Raw genomic sequence first — 20,721 nt, forward strand, 5'->3', positions numbered from 1 at the left:
TTTCACATTGCCTTATTATAATGAATTTAGGTGATAGTTATGAACATATATGAGAGTATATATTTAATTCAAATGAATGATTTTTATGAGATGAAACATTTAATTCAATATTTTAGACCTATGGTTACAGAAATATGGGCTGATATATTTGTACGTAAGACAAATACGATATTATGTGATAGAGACGAGTTTTACAGGCATGCAGATTTATTATTGTATCGATGTGTTTTTGAATGTCGCATGGATCGTGTTTTGACATTTACTAGTTTCTATAGGCGTTGTACAAAAAATAAAGGATATGATCTTTTGCGTCAAGCTATCCGCAGACAATGTTATTTGAATCAGGCTTGTATAAGTTTGGATCAAAAAGTGAAAGAAGATACAAATTTGTATTATAGTGGAATTAGTACGGATGATTCTTTAGAAGTGCATGATATCGTGATGGATAAATTGATGTGGGAGCACATTCAAACAAGAATCATGAATCTATTCGGCGAAGAATATGTTCAAATTATTGATTTACGGATGGATGGATATACCTTTAATTATATTGCGCAAGAACTAGGATTAAGTTGTGCAAAGGTCAATTTTATGTTTGAAAAGGTAAAAAAATGGTATACGACAATTGACAGTTGAATGGTTTAAATGGTACATTTAATGAGTTAAGGAGCGTGAAGGAATTGGCAGATAAAGTTGTTTTGACGTGTACAGAGTGTCTATCAAGAAATTATACGACCGAAAAGAATAAGAAGACCAACACGCAACGTCTTGAAATTAAAAAGTATTGTCCAAAGTGTGGCAAACATACTTTGCATAAGGAAACAAAGTGAGGAATCCATATGAGTAAAGAGAAAAAGGAAAGAACATATTCACCTTCAAAGGTGTTCAAAGAATTAAAAACTGTAAAATGGCCAACATTTAAAGAATTGATGTCTTCAAGTGCTTTAGTCGTTGTATTTACAGTATTGTTTGGTTTGTATTTCTTTGTTTGTGAGGTTTTATCAAGCGGTCTAGTTAAAATGATCGTTGGCGCATAGGGAGGAAATTATGTCAGAGTTAAAAAAAGAATGGTATGTAGTTAATACATATGTAGGTCAAGAAAATCGTGTAAAAGAAAACTTGGAACGTCGTATTAAGACTATGGGTCTTGAAGATTTCTTGTTCCAAATCGTTGTTGCGGAAGAAAAAGAAATTGAATATAAAAATGGTAAACCAGTTGAAAAAACACATAACTTATTCTCTGGTTATTTGTTAGTGCAAATGATCATGACAGATGAAGCATGGTATATCGTACGTAATACACCAGGTGTTACGGGATTTATCGGATCAAGTGGAAAAGGTGCAAAACCATTCCCAGTAGCTCAAGAAGAAGTAGATGCCGTATTACGTCGTTTGGGTCGTCAAGATGTAAATGTTCAGGTTGATTTTGAAGTGGGAGATCGCGTAGAAATCACAAATGGTGCATTCAAAAATTCAGAAGGTACAATTGAATCTATGGATGAAGAAAAGAAAGAAGCTACAGTATTATTGATCTTATTTGGTCGTGAAACACCAACAGAAATTCCATACATGGATTTAAAGAAAGTCGACTAAGACTTTCTTTTTTTAGGTGAGTTTATGAAAACTTTAGTATTTGATCTAGATGGCACAATGTATCGTGGTACGCAGATTATTGAGAGTGCCCATCAATTTTTAGATTATTGTATCCAAAAGAAGATTCCATTTATTTTTTTGACAAACAATTCTATGCGTACACCACAAGAAAATGTGAAACATATGCAAGATATGGGATATACAGGTATAGAACCATCCATGTTTTATAATAGCGCCATGGCAGCTTGTCAATATGTTAAAAAGCACTACAAGGGTAATAAGGCTTATTATATTGGAAAACAAGGTATGAAAGATGCATTGGATCAAGAAGGCTTTATGATTGATGATAAAAACCCGGACTTTGTCTTTATTGGATTGGATAAAGATGCCACTTATGCATCGTATTCAAAAGCTCTGTCTTTGATTTTAAATGGAGCTAAGATCATTGGTACAAATAATGATCGTATTTTGGCAAAACCTGGTGGATTTGAAGTAGGCAATGGAAGTGTAGTCGATATGTTTGAATATGCAGCCAATCAAAAATCGCCGCGTATTGGTAAGCCCAATCGAGCTATTCTTGATTTATGTTTGGAATATTTTGGCTTAAAAGAAGATGAAATCGTATTGATTGGTGACAATTTAGAAACGGATATCAAGCTAGGGTTCGAGCAAAATATTGAAACAGTGCTTGTGCAGACGGGTGTTCATACACAAGAAGATATCGAACAACTAAAAATTTATCCAACTCACGTAGTGAATACGTTAATGGATTTAGTGGACTATAATTTTGACTAGTATTTTTATTAAATTATTGGTATAATCGAAATATCGTAGAAGGTGTGATGAAAAAATGAAAGATATATTAAATGTGATTTTAATGACATTATCTGGTATTATTATTATATTAACATTATTACAAAGTGGTAAATCAGACGGATTATCGGCTGCTTTTACAGGAAGTGGAGATTTGAACTTGTTTGCGGTACAAAAAGAAAGAGGACCGGAAAAAGTGATTTCTCGCTTAACTTTGTTTTGTGGAATTTTGTTCTTTGCGATTGTGATCGCATTGCAGATTGTGTAATTAAAAGACCGTTAAGGTCTTTTTTCTGTTTTAAAGGAGGAAAAAAATGAAAGAAAAAATCATTCAATATTTAGAAGAAAAAAAAGAATGTAAAATACGAGATTTAGAAAAAGTCGTTCGCCCTAAGTCAAGTAAAGAATTTACAGAAATGGTGAAATCTTTAAATGAGTTAGAAGATGAAAAATTGATTTATAACGATCATACAAGTTTATATTTGATTGATGATATACATTTTATGGCTGGAAGCGCAAAAGATATTTCACGATATGAAATAGCTGTGTTTAACGAAAATAATAAGGTGTATGTTCCCAAAAATAAAAAGATGAAGATTTTTGATAAAGATGAAGTGTTGGTTCGTTTAAAGCCAGAACCAGCTTTGATCAAAGTCTTTAATCATGGATTGACAAATATTACAGGCGTTATGATTGTTAAAAAGAAGAAAACATTCTTCTATAGCGATTTAGACTTACATTGTGCGATTCGTGTTGTCAATGAAAAAGAGTTTAGCTTTAAAAAACGTACAAAGGTTGTATGTCAAATTGTGAAGTATGCGGATCCTTTACAAGTAAGAATCATACAAGTTTTAGGACATCCAGATGATGCAGGCGTTGATATTAGTGCGATGCTTACAAGTAACCAGGTTCGTCAGGTATTTAATGGAAAAGTTGTGAAGGAATGTAAAAGAATTCCTGCCAAAGTTCAAAAGGATGAACTTGAAAATCGTAAAGATCTAAGAAACTTATTAACTGTTACTATTGATGGGGATGATGCCAAGGATTTTGATGATGCGATTTCCATTGTGAAAAATGAAAAGGGATATTTATTGTATGTACATATTGCCGATGTTTCGCATTATGTAAAAGAAAATAGTGCCCTGGATCAAGAAGCATACTTAAGAGGGAACTCAATCTATGTATGCGATCGTGTAGTGCCTATGCTTCCATTTGATTTAAGTAATGGTATTTGTTCGTTAAATCCCAATGTAGATCGACTTACAATTACTTGTGCTATGCAAGTGGACGAAAAGGGAAATCTATTGACATACAATGTATTTCCAAGTGTGATTCATTCTGATAAGCGTTGTACATATAAAAAAGTGAATGCATGTTTAAATGGCGATGAAGTTATATTAGAAGAGTATTCAGAAGTAAAAGAATTGTTGTTTACTCTAGAATCTTTAGCTAAATTATTAAAGAAACAATCGCATAATCGCGGGTGTATTGATTTCAATACAAAAGAAGCGAAGATCCTTATGGATAAAAATGGATATCCAATTGATGTTAGAGTATTAGAACGTGGTTTTGCCGAACAAATGATTGAAGAATGTATGATCTTAGCCAATGTTTGTGTGGCTCACCATATGCATGTCAATAAGATTCCAAGTATGTATCGTGTGCATGAAAATCCAGATCCTAAAAAGGTGGCAACAATTTGTACGGTTGCGAATTCTTTACGTATTCCTTTTGATTTCTATCCAGATGAAGTCAGTGCGAGTCAAATTCAAAAATTTTTAGAATCGATTCAAGATGAAAATGCATATGAAGTCTTGTCTATAGTTTCTTTGCGTTCAATGCAGAAGGCTCGCTATGATGCACATTGTCTTGGACACTTTGGACTTGCTTTAGAAGAATATTGTCATTTCACAAGTCCAATCCGTCGTTATTCAGATTTAGTCGTACACCGCATGTTGCATGCATATTGTTTTAATGAACAAAAGCGTACGCCATCAAATGATGAAAAGAAAATTGAGAAACAGGCTTTCCATATTTCTGAAAAAGAAAGAGATGCGATTATGATGGAAAGAATGGTCAATGACTATAAAAAGGCGCAATATATGGAAAAGCGTATTGGTCAAGTTTTTGAAGGTACAATTGTTGGTGTAATGAGTTTTGGATTCTTTGTGGAAATGGATAATACAGTTGAAGGTCTTGTTCCTGTTCATACTCTTTCAAACGACTTCTACGATTATGATGAAGATACAATGACTTTAAAGGGACAAACACATGGTAAAGTATTCCAGATGGGTATGCGTGTACGTGTAGTTTGTACGGATGTTCAAAGAGAAAAAGGACAAGTGACATTTAGCTTGTTAGAAAGAAAAAATTATGATTAAAGGAATTCATCATGTCGCATTTAAATGTGAGACACAAGAACAATATGATGAAATGATATATTTCTATCATGAATTACTAGAACTTCCAATTTTAAGAAAGTGGGATACAGGTATTCATTTGGATTGTTTCAATAGTTGTATAGAAATCTTCTTGGATGGCACAAAAACTGTTGGTGAAGGTTGTATTCGTCATTTTGCGTTTGCGACAGATCATGTGGATGAACTTGTTGAAAAAGTACGTAATTCAGGTTATAAAGTGAGCGTGGAACCAAAAGATGTGGATATGCAAACAGATCCTGTTTTTCCAATTCGTGTGGCTTTTGTAGAAGGTCCGTTACATGAATCAATTGAATTGTTTTGTGAAAAGGCATAATTGGTAGGTTTTCTGTCCAAGTTGGTACTTGATTTGCACATAATTATTTCTTTGTTAGAATGGAATCAGTTAAACAAAGGAGTGATTGAGATGAATCAAGTTCAAGGCGTAAAAGTAAATAAAATTTCAATTATTTTCTTTGTACATATGTAAACTGGGGTGAACTATCATTCCAGTTTTTCTGTGATTTCATGAACAATAAAGGATGAGGAGGATGATTGAAATGGATCAGAATTTTAATAAGGTATTTTGGGATGCATGCGCAAATGGTGATTTCCCAATGGTTTGTTCTCAAATCAAAGCGGGGGCAGATGTAAATTATCAAAACGGTGATGGACGTACAGCTTTGATGCGTGCAAGTAAACGTGATCGTAAAGATGTAGTGCAGGTTTTACTTGATAATGGGGCAGATGTGAATATTACAGATAATAAAGGGAAAACAGCTTTGATGACAGCTGCAAAAAAAGGCAATAAAACAATCTTAAAAGCTTTGATTGATGCAGGTGCCGATGTGAATGCCAAAGATGATAGAGGACGTACTGCATTGATGCGTGCTTGTTTATTAGGACAAGATCGTTGTGTTGAAGTATTGTTAGATGCTGGAGCTAGAATCAATGATCAAGATGAAGTGGGTCGTAGTGCTTTAATGGAAGCTTGTATCGCATTTAAACGTGACACAATTCACTTATTGCTTGAAAGAAATGCCGATGTGAATTTATTTGATAATAATGGTGTAACTGCATTGATGCGTGCTGCTTATGGTGGATATCCAAGTTTAGTTGAAAAATTATTGGCTTATGGAGCTGATAAAGATATGACAGATAAACAAGGTCGTGTTGCATTAGATTATGTTCGTGAACATTGTAGAGCTCAATTAGAGCCGATCTTAAGATGAGGTTAAGCGTATGAGAGATTATCAGAGTTTTGAAGTACGTAACGTAAGTGTAATCGGACATAGTGGAGCTGGAAAAACAAGTGTTCTAGAAGCTATGTTGTACTATACAAAGGCAACAGATCGTTTTGGAAAAACAGCAGAAGGAAGTTCATTGATTGACTTTGATACAGAAGAAATTCGTCGTGGACTTTCTGTGTATACAACAATCGTACCAATTGAATGGGAAGATAGTAAAATCAACTTTATTGATACGCCAGGTTATTTAGACTTTGTCGGTGAAAAACAAGGTGGTTTTGCGGTTGGTGATTCAAGTTTGATTGTAGTCAATGCCAAAGATCCTTTACAATCAGGAACTAAATTAGCTTATAAACAAGCGGTTGCTGAAAAGAAACCTACAATCTTCTTCATCAATAAGTTAGATGAAGAACACACAAGTTTTGATGCAAGTTATCAAGCATTGCGTGAAGAATTTGGTAAGAGTGTTATTCCATTTGAAGTTCCCATCGTTGAAGATGGAAAGATTATTGGATCTGTAAATATCATCAAAAATAAAGCTTGGTATTACAGTCCAGAATTAGCGGATAAACCATGTCCAGTTCCTGAATCTATGCAAGAAGAAGTAGCTCTTTATAAAGATCAGATTGCAGAAGCTGTTGCGATGGGTGATGATGAATTAATGGAGAAATTCTTCTCTGGTGAAGAATTTAGTGATGCAGAATTAAAACGTGGGGTACGTATTGGTGTGCGTAATGGAGAAATCTGTCCAGTATATTCTGGTAGTGCAGTTAATTCAATTGGTATCCAACGTTTGATGGATTTAATTATTAGTTATTTCCCAACATACTCAGAAAGAGGTATGTATACAGCTACAACTCCAAATGGTGTTAAAGTTGAATTGTTGACAAGTGAAACTGAAGTTTTAACAGCACAAGTCTTCAAAACAATTGTTGACCCATTTGTTGGAAGAATTAGTTATGTCAAAGTATTGAGTGGTGTGCTTGCAGCTGATAGTACAGTTGTGAACGCCAATAATGGTAAACCAGAAAAAATCAGTCAGATCTATATTGTTAAGGGGAAACACCAGACTGCAGCTGGTAAATTGTTTACAGGTGATATTGGAGCTTTAGTTAAGTTACAAAACACAAAGACAAATGACACTTTATGCGATAAGGGTAAATTGTTGATGGCAGATCCAATTGTGTTCGATACACCAATGTATGGTCAGGCTGTTGTACCTAAGACTAAAAATGATGAGGATCGTTTATCAAATGGACTTGCTCGTCTACAAGAAGAAGATCCAACATTTAAAGTTGTAAATAATCCGGAAACAAAAGAAACAGTGATTTATGGTATTGGTGATCAACACTTAGATGTGATTGTGAATAAGTTAAACTCAAAATTTAAAGCAGAAGTTGTATTGAGTGATCCAAAGATTACTTATCGTGAAACCATCACAAAGACAGCTGTTGGTGAAGGTCGTCATAAAAAACAATCAGGTGGACATGGACAATTTGGACATGTATTTGTAGAATTTAGTCCAAATCCTGATGAAGAAGAAATGGTATTCGCAGAAAAGGTATTTGGTGGAGCTGTTCCTAAACAATACTTCCCAGCTGTTGAAACGGGTCTTCGTGAATGCTGCCAAAAGGGTCCTTTAGCAGGATATAAGATGGTAAATGTGAAGACAACATTATTAGATGGTAAGTATCATGATGTTGACTCTAGTGAAATGGCATTTAAGATGGCGGCTCACTTAGCTTATAAAGATGCGATGACTAAAGTTCGTCCAATCTTATTAGAACCAATCATGAATGTTAAGATTCGTGTTCCAGATGAATTTACAGGGGCTGTAATTGGTGATTTGAATAAACGTAGAGGTTCAATCATGGGTATGACTCCAGTGGATTCAGATCAAGAAATTGATGCACAAGTTCCAATGGCAAATATGTCTAGATATTGTGTTGAATTAAGAAGTATGACAACTGGTTTAGGTACTTATACTATGGAAATGGATCGTTATGATCCAGTGCCAGAACCTTATGCTTCAAGAGTCATTGAAGATAGTAAGAAAGATAAAGAATAGGACATACGTAAAAAGACAGCAAAAACAGCTGTCTTTTTCTATATAATTTCAAAATGTTTAAGTGCACTAACTATTCCATCTTCTTGTACAGAATCGGTAATATAGTCAGCTATAGCTTTTACATTATCTTTGGCATTACCCATTGCAACACCTGTCCCCACATAGTTCAACATGGAAATATCATTTCCACCATCACCAAAGGCCATGGCTTCATCCTTTTTGAAATTGTAGTAATCTAATATTTTTTGAATGCCTATATCTTTTCCACCATTACAAGGAATGATGTCACAAGCTCTATCCCACCAACGAGCTACTTTTAATGTGGTTGTGTTTTCTAGAATCAATTCATCTTGATCTTCTGTCGTCGCAACCATCATTTGATAGATTTCCGCATCCATAAATTCATTAAACTCATCAATCACATGCACATGCTGATTAGCAATCATGAAATATTCTTCTAATACTTCATCATCAAAATTACATCCCATTTTATTGATTCCAGCTAAGGTAACAGCTTTATTTAATTTCTTGGCATTATCTACCAATGTTTGAATATCCGTTTTATCCATTGGATTTTTGTAAATCAATTCATTATTTGTGTAACAATAAGATCCATTAAAAGAAAGCACTCCATCAAATTCAATACCATGAAATTTAGGAACGACAAATGGTGGCCTTCCCGTAGCTAAAAAGATTTTAATGCCTTTTTCCTTAACTAAGTTTAATGCATCAACGAGTTCTTGGTGCATTTCTTTTTGACCAAGTTCTAAAAGTGTGCCATCAATATCAAAAAACAATATTTTAATCATAATCATTTCTCCATTCTTTCCTATTTTAGCATTATTTTGGAAAAATTATGAAAATTCTTGTATAATACAGAAATCAGGGAGGGTATATATGAGTACATTTAAGCGTTTTTTACAATATTATAAACCATATAAAGGAATTTTCTTTATGGATCTATTTTGTGCACTTGTCATGTGTATTGTTGATCTTTCTTTTCCTTTGATCTTAAGTTATTGTACAGGACAATTCTTTTTGAAGGCATCCAATGAAATCTTAAAAGGAATTATTATTTTAGGAATCGGTTTACTCGTTATGTATGTAATCCGAGCATTGTGTCGTTATTATGTAAGTTGTCAAGGCCATGTGATGGGAGCCAACATGGAAAGTGATATGCGACAAGACTTATTCAATCAATACCAACGTTTGTCTTTTTCTTATTATGATAAGCACAATACTGGGGTTATGATGTCTCGCGTTGTTTCAGACTTGTTTGATATTTGTGAGTTTGCACATCACGGACCTGAAAACTTATTTATTTCATTATTTAAAATTGTTGGATCATTCATTATTTTGGCAACAATCTATTGGCCATTGGCATTGATTCTTTTAGCTGTGACAGTCGTGATGATGGTGTTTAGTTATTCTCAAAACAAAAAGATGCGAAGAACCTTTATGGAAAATAGAAAAAAGATTGGTAGTGTGAATGCAAGTCTGCAAGATTCTTTAGGTGGTATTCGTGTTGTTCAATCTTTTGCGAATGAGGATATTGAAATTGATAAATTTAATCATTCGAATATGGAATTTTTGGAATCTAAAAAAGATAACTATCGTGTTATGGGTACGTTTCAAGGGGGAAATAATTTCTTCCAAGGACTTTTATATGTCACAATCATTGTGTTTGGTGGATGGTTTATCGCAAATGGAGATTTAAATCCAATCGTACTTGCGACATTTGCCCTATATATTAATGTTTTTGTTTCGCCAATTGAAGTGTTGGTTGAATTTACCGAAATGTTCCAAAAGGGATTCTCTGGATTTAGACGTTTTGAAGAAGTTATGAATGAAATTCCTGAAATTCAAGATACTAAGGATGCCAAGGATTTAAAAGATGTTTCTGGAAATATTGATTTTGATCATGTATCTTTCCAATATAATGATAATGAAAAGGTTATTGACGATGTAAATCTACACATCAAAGCCGGAGAAAAAATTGCCTTGGTTGGACCTAGTGGTTCTGGTAAGACTACACTTTGTTCATTGTTATCTCGTTTTTATGATGTCACAAATGGTTCGATCTCAATTGATGGCCAAAATATTAAGAATGTAACTTTGAAGTCGCTTCGTTCTAATATTGGTTTGGTGCAACAAGATGTATATTTATTTACGGGAACGATTGAACAAAATATCGCTTATGGAAGGCCTGGGGCAAGTCATGAAGAGATCGTAGAGGCAGCTAAAAAGGCGAATATCCATGATTTTATCATGTCTTTACCTGAAGGGTATGATACTTTTTGTGGAGAAAGAGGTACGCGTTTATCGGGTGGACAAAAACAGCGTATTTCAATTGCGCGTGTTTTCTTAAAAAATCCTAAGATCTTGATTTTGGATGAAGCTACGAGTGCTTTGGATAACGAGAGCGAGCGTATTATTCAAAAGAGTCTAGAAGATTTAAGTAAGGATCGTACTTGCATTACCATTGCCCATCGTTTATCAACTATTCGTAATGCGGATGAAATCGTCGTAATCGATGCGACGGGTATGCATGAGCGTGGAACACATGATGAATTGATGAAATTAAATGGTACTTATGCGAAATATTATAAGCTTCAATTTGAGGGCTTAAATTAGCAGGCATGCAAATGTCTGCTTTTCTTGTATCTTTGAAAAAAAAGTGTTAAAATTTTATTTGTAAATGAAAGCGTTTTTCGCTTGTTTTAGGAGGAATTTATCATGTTAAAAGGGATAGCAGCAAGTGCTGGTGTATCTGTAGCTAAAGTTTACAAATTGGAAACACCAAAAGTTGTTATTGAAAAGAAAGCAGGAGTAGCCCAAGAAGAAGTAAAAAAATTCGAAGATGCTCTAGAAAAAACTAAAAAAGATATCGAAGGAGTAAAAGAAAGAGCAGCTAAACGTTTAAGTGACGAAGAATTAGCTGTATTTGATGCTCACTTGATGATGGCTGGTGACCCTGAATTAGCTGGTCAAATTAAAGCTATGATCGAAAATGATGGTGTAAATGCTGAATATGCAACTGAACAAGTAGCTAACCAAATGGTTGAAATGTTCGAAAGCATGGATAATGATTATTTCCGTGAAAGAGCAGCTGATATTAAAGATGTTACTTTCCGTTTAAAATGTAACTTATTAGGATTGACAATTCCTGATTTAACAAGTATTGATGAAGATTCTATCATCGTTGCTCACGATTTGACTCCAAGTGATACAGCTCAGTTAAATGAATTTGTTAAAGGTTTCGCTACTGAAATTGGTGGTAAAACTTCTCACTCAGCTATCATGGCTAACTCATTGGAAATCCCTGCAGTTGTAGGATGTCCAGGTGTATGTGATGCATGTAAAACTGGTGATACTTTGGCATTAGATGCATTAGATGGTGTTGTTGAAATCAATCCGGATGCAGAAACAATTGCTAAATATGAAGCTAAAGCAGCTGCTTATTTAAAAGAAAAAGAAGAATTAAAAGTATTAAAGAACGAAAAATCTGTAACTACAGATGGACACGAAGTTGAACTTGCTGGTAACATTGGTGGATTCAAAGATGTTGAAGGTGTATTAACAAATGGTGGTGAAGGTGTCGGATTATTCCGTACAGAATTCTTATACATGGATTCAGATCACTTCCCAACAGAAGATGAACAATTTGAAGCATACAAACAAGTATTAGAAGGTATGCAAGGTAAAAAAGTTGTTGTTCGTACATTAGACATTGGTGGAGATAAACACTTATCTTACTATGAGTTCCCTCAAGAAATGAACCCATTCTTAGGATATCGTGCAATTCGTCTTTGCTTAAAAGAAACAGATATCTTCAAAACTCAATTACGTGCATTATGCCGTGCATCTGTTTACGGAAGACTTTGCATCATGTTCCCAATGATTGCTACAATTAAAGAATTTTGTGACGCAAAAGCAATCTTTGAAGAAGTTAAGGCTGAATTAATTGCTGAAGGTGTTGCAGTTAGTGACAGTATTGAAGTTGGTATGATGGTTGAGATTCCAGCTGCTGCTGTTCTTGCTGATCAATTTGCTAAATATGCAGATTTCTTCTCAATTGGTACAAACGACTTGATCCAATACTCAATGGCTGCTGACCGTATGTCTGAACACGTTTCTTACTTGTATCAACCATACAACCCAAGTGTATTACGTTTAGTTGCTAACACAATTAAAGGTGCTCACGAACACGGTAAATGGGTTGGTATGTGTGGAGCCATGGCTGGTGAACCACATGCAGTTCCTATCTTATTAGGTTTAGGTCTTGACGAATTCTCAATGAGTGCTACTCAAATCTTAAAGGCTCGTAAAGTTGTTAAATCTTTAAGCTATGAAGAAATGCAAGGATTAGCTCAAGAATGCTTAAATAAAGACACTGCTGATGAAGTTTTAGAAACAGTTAAAACTAAATTGGGTGAATAATTAGATTCGGGGTTCTATTGAACCCCTTTTATTTTTTAGGAAGGGGAATATATGAAGCTTATATGGAAATATTTAATGAAATATAAGAAATGGTTTTTGTTGGATTTTATAAGTGTATTCGGGTTTGCACTTGTAGAACTTGGAATTCCAACTATCATTTCAGATATGATCGACCATGGTATCGAAACACAAGATACAGCCTATTTATATAGTCGTTTTGGCTTGATGGCATTCATTAGTGTCATAGGAGTAAGTGGAGTCGTACTACTTGGTTATTGCTGTTCAAAAATATCCACAAATATTACGCGTGATATTCGTGATGATGTTTTTAAGCATTCACAATCTTTTTCTGCAGCTGAAATGGAAAAATTTGGTGTATCCAGTATGATTACACGTACGAATAATGATGCGTATCAAATTATGTTATTTTTAAATGTCATCTTAAAATCTGCATTATTAACACCCGTTATGATGTGCGTTTCGGTTATGTTGATTTTAAAAATATCTTTACAACTTTCTTATGTCGTTTTAGCTACGATTCCCGTAGTTATTATAGGCGTAATTATTGTTGCCAAAGTGAGTGAGCCTTTGAGTGAGAATCAACAAAAATCAATTGACCACATAAATCAAATTCTTAGAGAAAATATTACGGGTATTCGTGTGATTCGTTCTTTTAATAAACAAGAGTATGAAAAGAAACGTTTCTCGAATGAAAATGATTTTTATCGCGATCAAAGCGCAAAACTATTTAAATTGATGTCTTGTACGGAACCATCTTTTTTCTTTTTGATGAATATCGCTACAGTCATTGTATATTATTTAAGTTGTACTTTATTAAATACAAATGCCATCACTCTAGGAAATGTAGTGGCCTTTGTTGAATATTTATTCCACGTTATGATGTCTGTATTGATTTTCTGTATGGTATTTATGATGTATCCTAGAGCCAATGTATCGGCTAAACGTATTATGGAAGTGTTAGATACAAAACCAAGTATTGTCAATGATACAGATTGTATTCCATTGGAATCTATTGAAACGTTAAGCTTCAAAGATGTTAGTTTCTCTTATGCAAATGGTGAAGAAGCTGTATTAAAGAATATTGATTTTTCATGTCATAAAGGACAAAAGATTGCCGTGATTGGAAGTACGGGTTCTGGTAAGAGTACATTAGTCAAATTGATGAATCGTTTCTATGATGTAAGTCGTGGAACAATTGAAATTAATGGTGTGGATATTCGTAAGTATGATCTAGAGAGCTTGCACGCTCAAATTGGCTATGTTGCACAAAAGGCACATATGTTTAAGGGAAGTATCCGTTCTAATATTTGTTTTGGAAAACCAGAGGCAAGTGATGAAGAAATGGTCCATGCGGCTAGTGTTGCTCAGGCTAGTGATTTTATTTCCAAAAGGGAAAATGGCTACTTGGATGAAATTGCAGAGGATGGAACCAACATTTCGGGTGGGCAGAAACAACGATTATCGATTGCTCGTGTCATCTTAAAAAAGCCTTCACTTTATATTTATGATGATAGTTTTAGTGCTTTAGATTTTAAAACGGATGCAACACTAAGAAAAGCGTTGAAACCTGAAGTCAAGGATGCAATCTTCTTTGTGGTTGCCCAAAGAATTTCTACGATCATGGATTCGGATATGATCATTGTCTTGGATGAAGGAAAGATTATAGGATTAGGTACGCATTCTCAATTGTTAAAAGAGTGCAGTGTGTATCAGGAAATTGCCCATTCGCAATTGACACAAAAGGAGTTGGATGATTATGAAAGAAACTAAGAAAATGAAGTTTAGTGAATGTTTATCTCATCTTTTTGTGTTTATTAAACCCTATCGTTTTAAGTTGTTATTTGGAATTTTAATGGTCATTACAGCACAGGTAACTTTCGCATTAAACCCAACTGTAGAAGGTATGATCACAACGCAATTAGCTCATGATATTTCATCGCATCAGCCAATTCAAATAGATAAAGTAGTACATATTTTATGTATCTTATTTACAATCTATATTGTAAAGACAATATCACAATTTTTAATGGCCGTTTTTATGACGGATGCGATTCAAAAGACGATGTTTGATGTGCGTAATGCGATTGAAGATAAGATTCATCATTTACCTGTATCTTATTTTGATCAGGAAAAGACAGGAGAGTTATTATCACGTATCACAAATGATGTGGATACATTATCGAATGCCCTGCAACAAACTTTGTCACGAGTGATTTCGGCTATATGTACATTTACTTTTGTGTTATTTATGATGCTTCGAATTAATGTGTTAATGACATGCATTATTTTAGTGGCATTACCGGTTATCGCGTTATTGTCAAAGTATGTAGTAAAAAAATCACAGCCACTATTTGATGATCAACAAAATACATTGGCCGATTTAAATGGTACAATCAATGAATTGTATGATGGATATAGTGAGATTCTTTCTTATAATCAACAAGAACATGCTTTAAATCGTTTTGAAAAGGATAATGAGAGAATGCGTGTTTCTAGTTTTAAAGCACAATTTGTATCAAGCTTAATCAATCCATTATGTTCTTTGATTACCTATTTAAGTATTGGATGTGCTAGTCTTGTTGGATGTCTTCAAGTGTTAAATGGAACTATAGCTTTAGGTCAGCTACAAGCCTTTATTCGATATATCTGGCAAATCAATGATCCGATTTCTCAAATATCACAATTATCGAGTGCTGTACAATCGGCCTTTAGTGCAATGTCTCGTTTATTTACATTTTTGAATCAACCGATTGAAGAGGATGTTGTATCTAAATGTCAAATTGATGAGGTATGTACCATTGAATTTGATCATGTTCAATTTGGATATGATGACAATCTATTGATGAAAGATGTAAATATTGATGTACATCAAGGTCAAACTATCGCAATCGTAGGTCCTACAGGTGCAGGAAAAACGACTTTGACAAACTTATTGTTGCGTTTCTATGATGTGAAGGGCGGAAGTATTAAAATCAATGGAATCGATATTCGTGAATTGTCGTATCATGATTTAAGAAAACTCTTTGCGTTAGTACTACAAGATACATGGTTGTTTGAGGGTAGTATTGAACAGAATATTGCGTATGGAAATGAAAAGGCATTAAAGAATGAAATTGTTGAAGCCGCAAAACAAGCTAATGTCCATCACTTTATACGTACTTTAACGGATGGCTATGATACTTTGATCAATGAAGAGGGAAGTAATGTAAGTCAAGGTGAAAAACAATTATTAACGATTGCGCGTGCACTTATAAAGAATCCAGAAGTCTTAATTCTAGATGAAGCTACAAGTAGTGTGGATACTAGACTTGAAAGACGTCTTCAAGGTGCAATGGATCGAGTGATGGAAAATCGTACATGTTTTGTGATTGCACACCGTTTATCTACTATTATCAATGCAGATAAGATCTTAGTTCTTGAACATGGGGATATCGTTGAACAAGGTACACATGAAGAGTTATTGAACTTGAATGGAGTATATGCAAGGTTGTATAATGCTCAGTTCGCAAAGTAAAAGTCTGATTTAACTCAGACTTTTTTTGATGCCTTTGGCAATGGCTGTCGCAATATTGTTTGTATAATTCTTTAGATAATATAAATCCGAATCATCCGATATAAAACCCGCTTCAATTAATATGGCATCAACCTTATTGTTGGTAACGACATATAGTGGCGTTTCATTTGTATCCAATAGGCCTCGATTGGTTGAATAGTCTAATTGATCGAGTTGTGTAAGAATGGAGTTAGATAATTTGACTGTAGTCTTGTTCGTAAAATCGCAATAGATTTCATATCCACTCGCATCATATTCGCTTGAATTTAAATGAATGGATATAAATAAATCGGCATTCTTTTTCTGAGCTAAATTACAGCGTGCCTGTAGATCTTTTTTATTGTCGCTTGGCCAAGAAACAGAATCGCTTGTACGCGTATATACAACATTATAGCCATAGGACTTGAGTTGTTTTCCAACAAGTAAGGCGATATCTAAATTGATATCTTTTTCATAATCATCAAAATTGCTGATTGAACCTACGTCATAGCCTCCGTGACCGGCATCAATCATTATGGTTTCTTTTGTACTTTTGGCAGAAACATTCATATTTGTTTCATTGAGTAATGTATAGGTACATCCTATGCAGAAAGTGAGTAAAAGTGTCATTAATATTTTTTTCATGGACTTATTAAAACATAGATTTCTTAAATTACTGTCCTTTAAAATTAAGTTAAAACTGTACATTTTAAAGGATACAGTAAAATGTTACTATAGGGACAAGTTTTAAAAAGGAGAATGATTATGACAGATGAAACGACAAGAAGAATCGCAAAAACAGCTTTAATGATCGCATTGATCTTTGTATGTACATTTACAATTAAGCTTCCAAATCCAGCAACAGGTGGATATACACATATGGGAGATTGTATGGCATTTCTAGCTGTACTTGTCTTAGGTAAAAAGGACGGAGCTTTAGCTGCAGGTTTAGGTGCTGCTTTAAGTGATTTATTAACAGGCGCTATGATTTGGGTACTTCCAACATTTATCTTTAAATTCATTATGGGATATATCATGGGTGTTGTACTTGAAAAAGGAACGAATGAAAAATTCGATTGGATCGTTGGAGCTAGTCTTGGTGGTTTATTTCAATGTTTCGCATATACATTATTTAAGATTCCATTATTTACGGCAGCTGTCGCATTTGCGTCTGTTCCAAGACTTTTAGCTCAAACGATTATGGGATTAGTTATTTATGCGATTGTTGCGAATATTTTAGCTAAATCTAAAGTATTATCTTTACAAGGAGCTGCTGCATGAAAAAAATCGATGCACATGCACATTTAGGCTATATTGGCGGATGGGCTAATGTAAAAATGGATGCAGACGAATTGATTTCGTTAATGGACACATATGAAATTGAAACGACAATGATTTGTATTTTGGATAATGAAGAAGCATATAAGGCTATGCAGAAATATCCAGGACGCATTGAAGGATGTGTCTATGTCAATCCTTTAGAACCGAATTGTTTAGATTTAATTGATCAATATGTAAAGCTTGGTTTTAAAGCTATTAAACTACAGCCATTACGCCATGCGTATTGTGCGGATAGTGAAATCGTGGATCCTATATTAGATAAGGCCGAAGAATATGGAATTCCTGTTTGTATTCATTCAGGCCACGCTCCATATTCACTTCCTTGGCAAATTGGATTACTTGCGGAAAGGCATCCCAACTGCAAAGTATTAATGATTCATATGGGTCATGGTCATGGTGTTTATATTGATGCGACATTAAAAATGGCTCGACGTTATCCAAATATTTACTTGGAAATGTCGGGTATGCCAATGCATACAAAAATTAAAGAGGCATATGATACAGTTGGACATGATCGTATCCTGTTTGGAACGGATGGTCCTTTCCATCATCCTACAGTTGAGATGCAGAAAGTATTAATGTGTGGCGTTGATGAACAGGGTTTAGAAGATATTTTCTATAACAACGCAAAGAAATTTTTTGATGTATAGATAAAACTAGTAACGGGTAAACCTCATCAATTTACCCGTTTTTTTTATGCCTTCTATTTACCTATGGGGAGTGTTTTGGAGGTTTCCGTGAGGATGGTTTGTCCAAGTTGTAAAAAGAGAAGACCTTCATCGAAATCACCTACATCTAAGAACATCTGTGATTACATCTCGTTAGACAACACATAACAAAGAGACTTTATGTTTCTTTGTTTTTTTGTGTTTCAACAGAAAAATTTAGTCGTTGACAGATAAGATATCTTGCATCATAATACATTTAACAATTAGGTTAAATGTTAAACGAGGAGCGTGATGAATTCTTGGGTATACAAGATACATTAAAAGCACTGGCAGATCCAATACGACGTGAGATTTTAAATTTATTGAAGAATGGACGGCTTTCTGCTGGAGAGATATGTGAACATTTTTCAGTAACGGGAGCTTCTATATCTAGACATCTGGCAATATTAAAGGAGGCTGATTTAATCCGAAATAAAAGAGAGGGAAAATTTATTTATTATGAATTAAACACTTCCGTATTGGAAGATGTCATGTTGTGGATTATAGATTTGAAAGGAGTATCGGACGATGAAGGAAATGATAAAAAAATATAGAGGTTCATTAATTTGTTCTGTTCTGGTAATGCTCATCGGGGTTTTAGTAGGATTCACTAGTACACAGAGTATGTGGGCAAATGTGTTTTTTGTAGTGACGGATTGTGCGCTGGTGGCAATAATATTTTATGATAACCGGAACAGACAGCAGAGCCGCAAGATTATAGGAATGACGATGTGGATTATACCAATTATAACATTACTCTATAATGGTATTGCAAGACTGGTCAATATGGGTGCAGATATGGAAAATCTGTTTATGGCAGTAATTTACTATGGAACTGGACTGCTGTTTATGGTTATTGGAAATTATTTGCCAAAAGTGAAACAGAATAATACCATAGGAATAAGAGTTGTATGGTCTTTAATGGATGAAGAAAACTGGAATGCAACACATAGATTCAGCGGCAAATTATGGATGGCATCAGGTATTTTATGTATGCTTTGTGGACTTTTTGGGGAAAGCATGGCTGCACTGGTTGTGTATATTATAAGTATTATGGCAGCTGCAATCATTAGCATTCTCTACTCCTACCTTTTTTATAAGAAAAAGCTGGCAACGGGAGAAGGCTTAAAAATTCAGTATAATACAAAAAAAAGTGTGATATATCTGATCATCGCAATTCCCATTATTGTGTTTACTATATGGACTTTGTTTTGTGGAAGCATTCAGATTCGTTGTAATGATCGTGATTTTAACATTGAAGCAAAAGGATGGAATGATTATACAGGGGAGTATTCGCAAATTGACAGCATTTCTTATGAAGTAAATGTATTGCAGAACGATAATGATTACAGAACTAATGGTTTTGGAAACCTGAAGTATGATATGGGAAACTTCAAAAACGATATCTTCGGAGATTATATCCGCTACACTCATGCCTCCTGCCATTCATATGTTGTCATGGACATAGATGGAAAAATATTAGTTGTAAATGGGGAAAATGACGCAGAGACAAAGGAAATCTATCAGAGAATAAGTGAGAAGGTGTCAAAGGAAAGAAAATAGTTGTCGAAACGCTGAGAAGAAATTATTCTCAGCGTTTTTTGAACATTACTATAATGTCAAGGAATCTTCTGCATCTACCCACATCTGTAAATTCCCATCAAGATACAGTCTAGCATATTGTATAGACAAAACTAGTAACGGGTAAACCTCATCAATTTACCCGCTTTTTTTATGCCTTCTATTTAACTATGGGGAGTGTTTTGGAGGTTTCCGTGAGGATGGTTTGGCCAAGTTGTAAAAAGAGAAGCCCTTCATTGAAAACACCTGCATCTAAGAACATCTGTGATTACATCTCGAATGCCTAGAACAAAGAGACTTTATGTTTCTTTGCTTTTTTGTATGTAAACGCTTTGATTGTATATACGCACATGGTATAATTTAGGTGAAAAGGAGGACATAGTGTATGATGTCATTAGATTGGATGGTTTACGCTTTAGGTGTCGTAGCTGTTGTTTTCTTGGTTGCCATGTTCTTCAAGTATAAAAAGCACAATAGATATGCTGATAGATTTGAAGACACATATCCAGACGCAAAGTAAGCAACTTCTAGATGTGTTTTCTAAAACGATGATAACCACAAGCAGGATCGAAAGGTTCTGCTTTTTTTGTGCTTCATTGAGCATGAGTAAGTAAACGTAATTCTTAGTTTCATGAAGTGAAAACAAATCTTTTTCTTAAACTAAGAGCTTCTTTTAAGAAAGTGATTCAGTGAAATGAACGCATTTTCCTTAAACTAACAACTTCTTTTACAAAACTCATACAGTGAGTTGGCACTAAAACGGTTAAACTAAGAATTACGTTTACAAATTGGTAATATGATGGTGTTACAAATTTTTTGTATGAAAATTAAACACGATATATTTCATCTCTACAAACCGCTTATATTTCGTGTTAAAATAAATTAATAAATCGTTGTTTGGCGATTTGGTAAATCCCAATAAATTAATTTTATAGGGAACAGAAAAGAATTATGAAAGAAG

Annotated in this window: 21 protein-coding genes and 1 pseudogene; 19 read left to right on the forward strand and 3 right to left on the reverse strand. The window is 34.3% G+C overall.

The window, feature by feature from the left end; all coding sequences use genetic code 11:
- Positions 1 to 39 precede the first annotated feature (39 nt).
- The 10 genes from Q0E86_RS03355 (at position 40) to fusA (ending at position 8,138) form a co-directional block, all read left to right on the forward strand.
- Complete coding sequence (locus Q0E86_RS03355; protein WP_295754519.1) at positions 40 to 636, forward strand: hypothetical protein; 597 nt, start codon at positions 40 to 42, stop codon at positions 634 to 636.
- A gap of 44 nt (positions 637 to 680) precedes the next feature.
- A complete protein-coding gene (gene rpmG / locus Q0E86_RS03360) occupies positions 681 to 830 on the forward strand; it encodes a 50S ribosomal protein L33 (protein ID WP_083783560.1) in 150 nt (49 codons plus the stop codon).
- A 9-nt stretch (positions 831 to 839) separates the two neighbouring features.
- Positions 840 to 1,037: a preprotein translocase subunit SecE gene (gene secE / locus Q0E86_RS03365; RefSeq protein WP_295754520.1), complete on the forward strand. Its 198-nt coding sequence runs from the start codon at positions 840 to 842 to the stop codon at positions 1,035 to 1,037.
- Between the two features lie 7 nt (positions 1,038 to 1,044).
- A complete protein-coding gene (nusG, locus tag Q0E86_RS03370) occupies positions 1,045 to 1,593 on the forward strand; it encodes a transcription termination/antitermination protein NusG (RefSeq protein ID WP_118011501.1) in 549 nt (182 codons plus the stop codon).
- Positions 1,594 to 1,617: 24 nt separating this feature from the next.
- Positions 1,618 to 2,388, forward strand: a complete 771-nt coding sequence (locus Q0E86_RS03375) for an HAD-IIA family hydrolase (protein WP_295754521.1) — start codon at positions 1,618 to 1,620, stop codon at positions 2,386 to 2,388.
- A 55-nt stretch (positions 2,389 to 2,443) separates the two neighbouring features.
- The gene (secG, locus tag Q0E86_RS03380; RefSeq protein ID WP_295754523.1) at positions 2,444 to 2,674 is read left to right on the forward strand and encodes a preprotein translocase subunit SecG; all 231 of its coding nucleotides are present in this window, start codon (positions 2,444 to 2,446) and stop codon (positions 2,672 to 2,674) included.
- Positions 2,675 to 2,720: 46 nt separating this feature from the next.
- A complete protein-coding gene (gene rnr, locus Q0E86_RS03385; protein ID WP_295754524.1) occupies positions 2,721 to 4,787 on the forward strand; it encodes a ribonuclease R in 2,067 nt (688 codons plus the stop codon).
- A complete protein-coding gene (locus Q0E86_RS03390; protein ID WP_295754525.1) occupies positions 4,780 to 5,160 on the forward strand; it encodes a VOC family protein in 381 nt (126 codons plus the stop codon). Before rnr ends, Q0E86_RS03390 begins: the two co-directional genes overlap by 8 nt.
- A 223-nt stretch (positions 5,161 to 5,383) precedes the next feature.
- Entirely contained in the window at positions 5,384 to 6,055 is a 672-nt protein-coding gene (locus Q0E86_RS03395) for an ankyrin repeat domain-containing protein (protein ID WP_040466503.1), read from the forward strand.
- A gap of 10 nt (positions 6,056 to 6,065) precedes the next feature.
- The gene (gene fusA, locus Q0E86_RS03400; protein ID WP_295754526.1) at positions 6,066 to 8,138 is read left to right on the forward strand and encodes an elongation factor G; all 2,073 of its coding nucleotides are present in this window, start codon (positions 6,066 to 6,068) and stop codon (positions 8,136 to 8,138) included.
- A gap of 38 nt (positions 8,139 to 8,176) precedes the next feature.
- Here the strand turns inward: fusA and Q0E86_RS03405 are convergent, their stop codons facing one another.
- Positions 8,177 to 8,947, reverse strand: coding sequence for a Cof-type HAD-IIB family hydrolase (locus tag Q0E86_RS03405; protein WP_295754527.1), 771 nt, complete (start codon positions 8,945 to 8,947; stop codon positions 8,177 to 8,179).
- 88 nt (positions 8,948 to 9,035) lie between these two features.
- Here Q0E86_RS03405 and Q0E86_RS03410 point away from each other — a divergent pair, with 88 nt between their 5' ends.
- From Q0E86_RS03410 to Q0E86_RS03425, 4 genes are all read left to right on the forward strand, one after another.
- Entirely contained in the window at positions 9,036 to 10,772 is a 1,737-nt protein-coding gene (locus tag Q0E86_RS03410) for an ABC transporter ATP-binding protein (protein WP_295754528.1), read from the forward strand.
- 102 nt (positions 10,773 to 10,874) lie between these two features.
- Positions 10,875 to 12,578, forward strand: a complete 1,704-nt coding sequence (gene ptsP / locus Q0E86_RS03415) for a phosphoenolpyruvate--protein phosphotransferase (protein WP_295754529.1) — start codon at positions 10,875 to 10,877, stop codon at positions 12,576 to 12,578.
- A gap of 51 nt (positions 12,579 to 12,629) precedes the next feature.
- Positions 12,630 to 14,369: an ABC transporter ATP-binding protein gene (locus Q0E86_RS03420; RefSeq protein ID WP_295754530.1), complete on the forward strand. Its 1,740-nt coding sequence runs from the start codon at positions 12,630 to 12,632 to the stop codon at positions 14,367 to 14,369.
- Complete coding sequence (locus tag Q0E86_RS03425) at positions 14,350 to 16,113, forward strand: ABC transporter ATP-binding protein (RefSeq protein WP_295754531.1); 1,764 nt, start codon at positions 14,350 to 14,352, stop codon at positions 16,111 to 16,113. The genes Q0E86_RS03420 and Q0E86_RS03425 overlap by 20 nt, the downstream gene beginning before the upstream one ends.
- 9 nt (positions 16,114 to 16,122) lie before the next feature.
- Here Q0E86_RS03425 and Q0E86_RS03430 read toward each other — a convergent pair whose 3' ends face one another.
- Positions 16,123 to 16,776, reverse strand: a complete 654-nt coding sequence (locus tag Q0E86_RS03430) for an N-acetylmuramoyl-L-alanine amidase (protein WP_295754532.1) — start codon at positions 16,774 to 16,776, stop codon at positions 16,123 to 16,125.
- 120 nt (positions 16,777 to 16,896) lie between these two features.
- Here Q0E86_RS03430 and Q0E86_RS03435 point away from each other — a divergent pair, with 120 nt between their 5' ends.
- The 4 genes from Q0E86_RS03435 (at position 16,897) to Q0E86_RS03450 (ending at position 19,742) form a co-directional block, all read left to right on the forward strand.
- Positions 16,897 to 17,412: an ECF transporter S component gene (locus tag Q0E86_RS03435; RefSeq protein WP_295754533.1), complete on the forward strand. Its 516-nt coding sequence runs from the start codon at positions 16,897 to 16,899 to the stop codon at positions 17,410 to 17,412.
- Positions 17,409 to 18,122: an amidohydrolase family protein gene (locus Q0E86_RS03440; RefSeq protein WP_295754534.1), complete on the forward strand. Its 714-nt coding sequence runs from the start codon at positions 17,409 to 17,411 to the stop codon at positions 18,120 to 18,122. The genes Q0E86_RS03435 and Q0E86_RS03440 overlap by 4 nt, the downstream gene beginning before the upstream one ends.
- 317 nt (positions 18,123 to 18,439) lie before the next feature.
- Positions 18,440 to 18,733, forward strand: coding sequence for an autorepressor SdpR family transcription factor (locus Q0E86_RS03445; RefSeq protein ID WP_054754373.1), 294 nt, complete (start codon positions 18,440 to 18,442; stop codon positions 18,731 to 18,733).
- Positions 18,708 to 19,742: an SdpI family protein gene (locus tag Q0E86_RS03450; protein ID WP_295754535.1), complete on the forward strand. Its 1,035-nt coding sequence runs from the start codon at positions 18,708 to 18,710 to the stop codon at positions 19,740 to 19,742. The genes Q0E86_RS03445 and Q0E86_RS03450 overlap by 26 nt, the downstream gene beginning before the upstream one ends.
- A 48-nt stretch (positions 19,743 to 19,790) precedes the next feature.
- Here Q0E86_RS03450 and Q0E86_RS03455 read toward each other — a convergent pair.
- Positions 19,791 to 19,865: pseudogene (locus Q0E86_RS03455) on the reverse strand (toxin-antitoxin system protein); the annotation flags it as partial.
- Positions 19,866 to 20,145: 280 nt separating this feature from the next.
- Here Q0E86_RS03455 and Q0E86_RS03460 point away from each other — a divergent pair.
- Complete coding sequence (locus Q0E86_RS03460) at positions 20,146 to 20,280, forward strand: hypothetical protein (protein ID WP_295754536.1); 135 nt, start codon at positions 20,146 to 20,148, stop codon at positions 20,278 to 20,280.
- Positions 20,281 to 20,721: the final 441 nt, after the last annotated feature.

This window comes from uncultured Holdemanella sp. (assembly GCF_934754935.1).
In the GTDB taxonomy this organism is placed as follows: Bacteria; Bacillota_I; Bacilli_A; order Erysipelotrichales; family Erysipelotrichaceae; genus Holdemanella.

What these genes read in the sequence shown, in the direction of transcription:
- Q0E86_RS03355 (WP_295754519.1), top strand. Translation starts at nt 40, where the DNA reads ATGAACATATATGAGAGTATATATTTAATTCAAATGAATGATTTTTAT.
- secE (WP_295754520.1), top strand. Translation starts at nt 840, where the DNA reads ATGAGTAAAGAGAAAAAGGAAAGAACATATTCACCTTCAAAGGTGTTC.
- Q0E86_RS03375 (WP_295754521.1), top strand. Translation starts at nt 1,618, where the DNA reads ATGAAAACTTTAGTATTTGATCTAGATGGCACAATGTATCGTGGTACG.
- secG (WP_295754523.1), top strand. Translation starts at nt 2,444, where the DNA reads ATGAAAGATATATTAAATGTGATTTTAATGACATTATCTGGTATTATT.
- rnr (WP_295754524.1), top strand. Translation starts at nt 2,721, where the DNA reads ATGAAAGAAAAAATCATTCAATATTTAGAAGAAAAAAAAGAATGTAAA.
- Q0E86_RS03390 (WP_295754525.1), top strand. Translation starts at nt 4,780, where the DNA reads ATGATTAAAGGAATTCATCATGTCGCATTTAAATGTGAGACACAAGAA.
- Q0E86_RS03395 (WP_040466503.1), top strand. Translation starts at nt 5,384, where the DNA reads ATGGATCAGAATTTTAATAAGGTATTTTGGGATGCATGCGCAAATGGT.
- fusA (WP_295754526.1), top strand. Translation starts at nt 6,066, where the DNA reads ATGAGAGATTATCAGAGTTTTGAAGTACGTAACGTAAGTGTAATCGGA.
- Q0E86_RS03405 (WP_295754527.1), bottom strand. Translation starts at nt 8,947, where the DNA reads ATGATTAAAATATTGTTTTTTGATATTGATGGCACACTTTTAGAACTT.
- Q0E86_RS03410 (WP_295754528.1), top strand. Translation starts at nt 9,036, where the DNA reads ATGAGTACATTTAAGCGTTTTTTACAATATTATAAACCATATAAAGGA.
- ptsP (WP_295754529.1), top strand. Translation starts at nt 10,875, where the DNA reads ATGTTAAAAGGGATAGCAGCAAGTGCTGGTGTATCTGTAGCTAAAGTT.
- Q0E86_RS03420 (WP_295754530.1), top strand. Translation starts at nt 12,630, where the DNA reads ATGAAGCTTATATGGAAATATTTAATGAAATATAAGAAATGGTTTTTG.
- Q0E86_RS03425 (WP_295754531.1), top strand. Translation starts at nt 14,350, where the DNA reads ATGATTATGAAAGAAACTAAGAAAATGAAGTTTAGTGAATGTTTATCT.
- Q0E86_RS03430 (WP_295754532.1), bottom strand. Translation starts at nt 16,776, where the DNA reads ATGAAAAAAATATTAATGACACTTTTACTCACTTTCTGCATAGGATGT.
- Q0E86_RS03435 (WP_295754533.1), top strand. Translation starts at nt 16,897, where the DNA reads ATGACAGATGAAACGACAAGAAGAATCGCAAAAACAGCTTTAATGATC.
- Q0E86_RS03440 (WP_295754534.1), top strand. Translation starts at nt 17,409, where the DNA reads ATGAAAAAAATCGATGCACATGCACATTTAGGCTATATTGGCGGATGG.
- Q0E86_RS03450 (WP_295754535.1), top strand. Translation starts at nt 18,708, where the DNA reads ATGAAGGAAATGATAAAAAAATATAGAGGTTCATTAATTTGTTCTGTT.
- Q0E86_RS03460 (WP_295754536.1), top strand. Translation starts at nt 20,146, where the DNA reads ATGATGTCATTAGATTGGATGGTTTACGCTTTAGGTGTCGTAGCTGTT.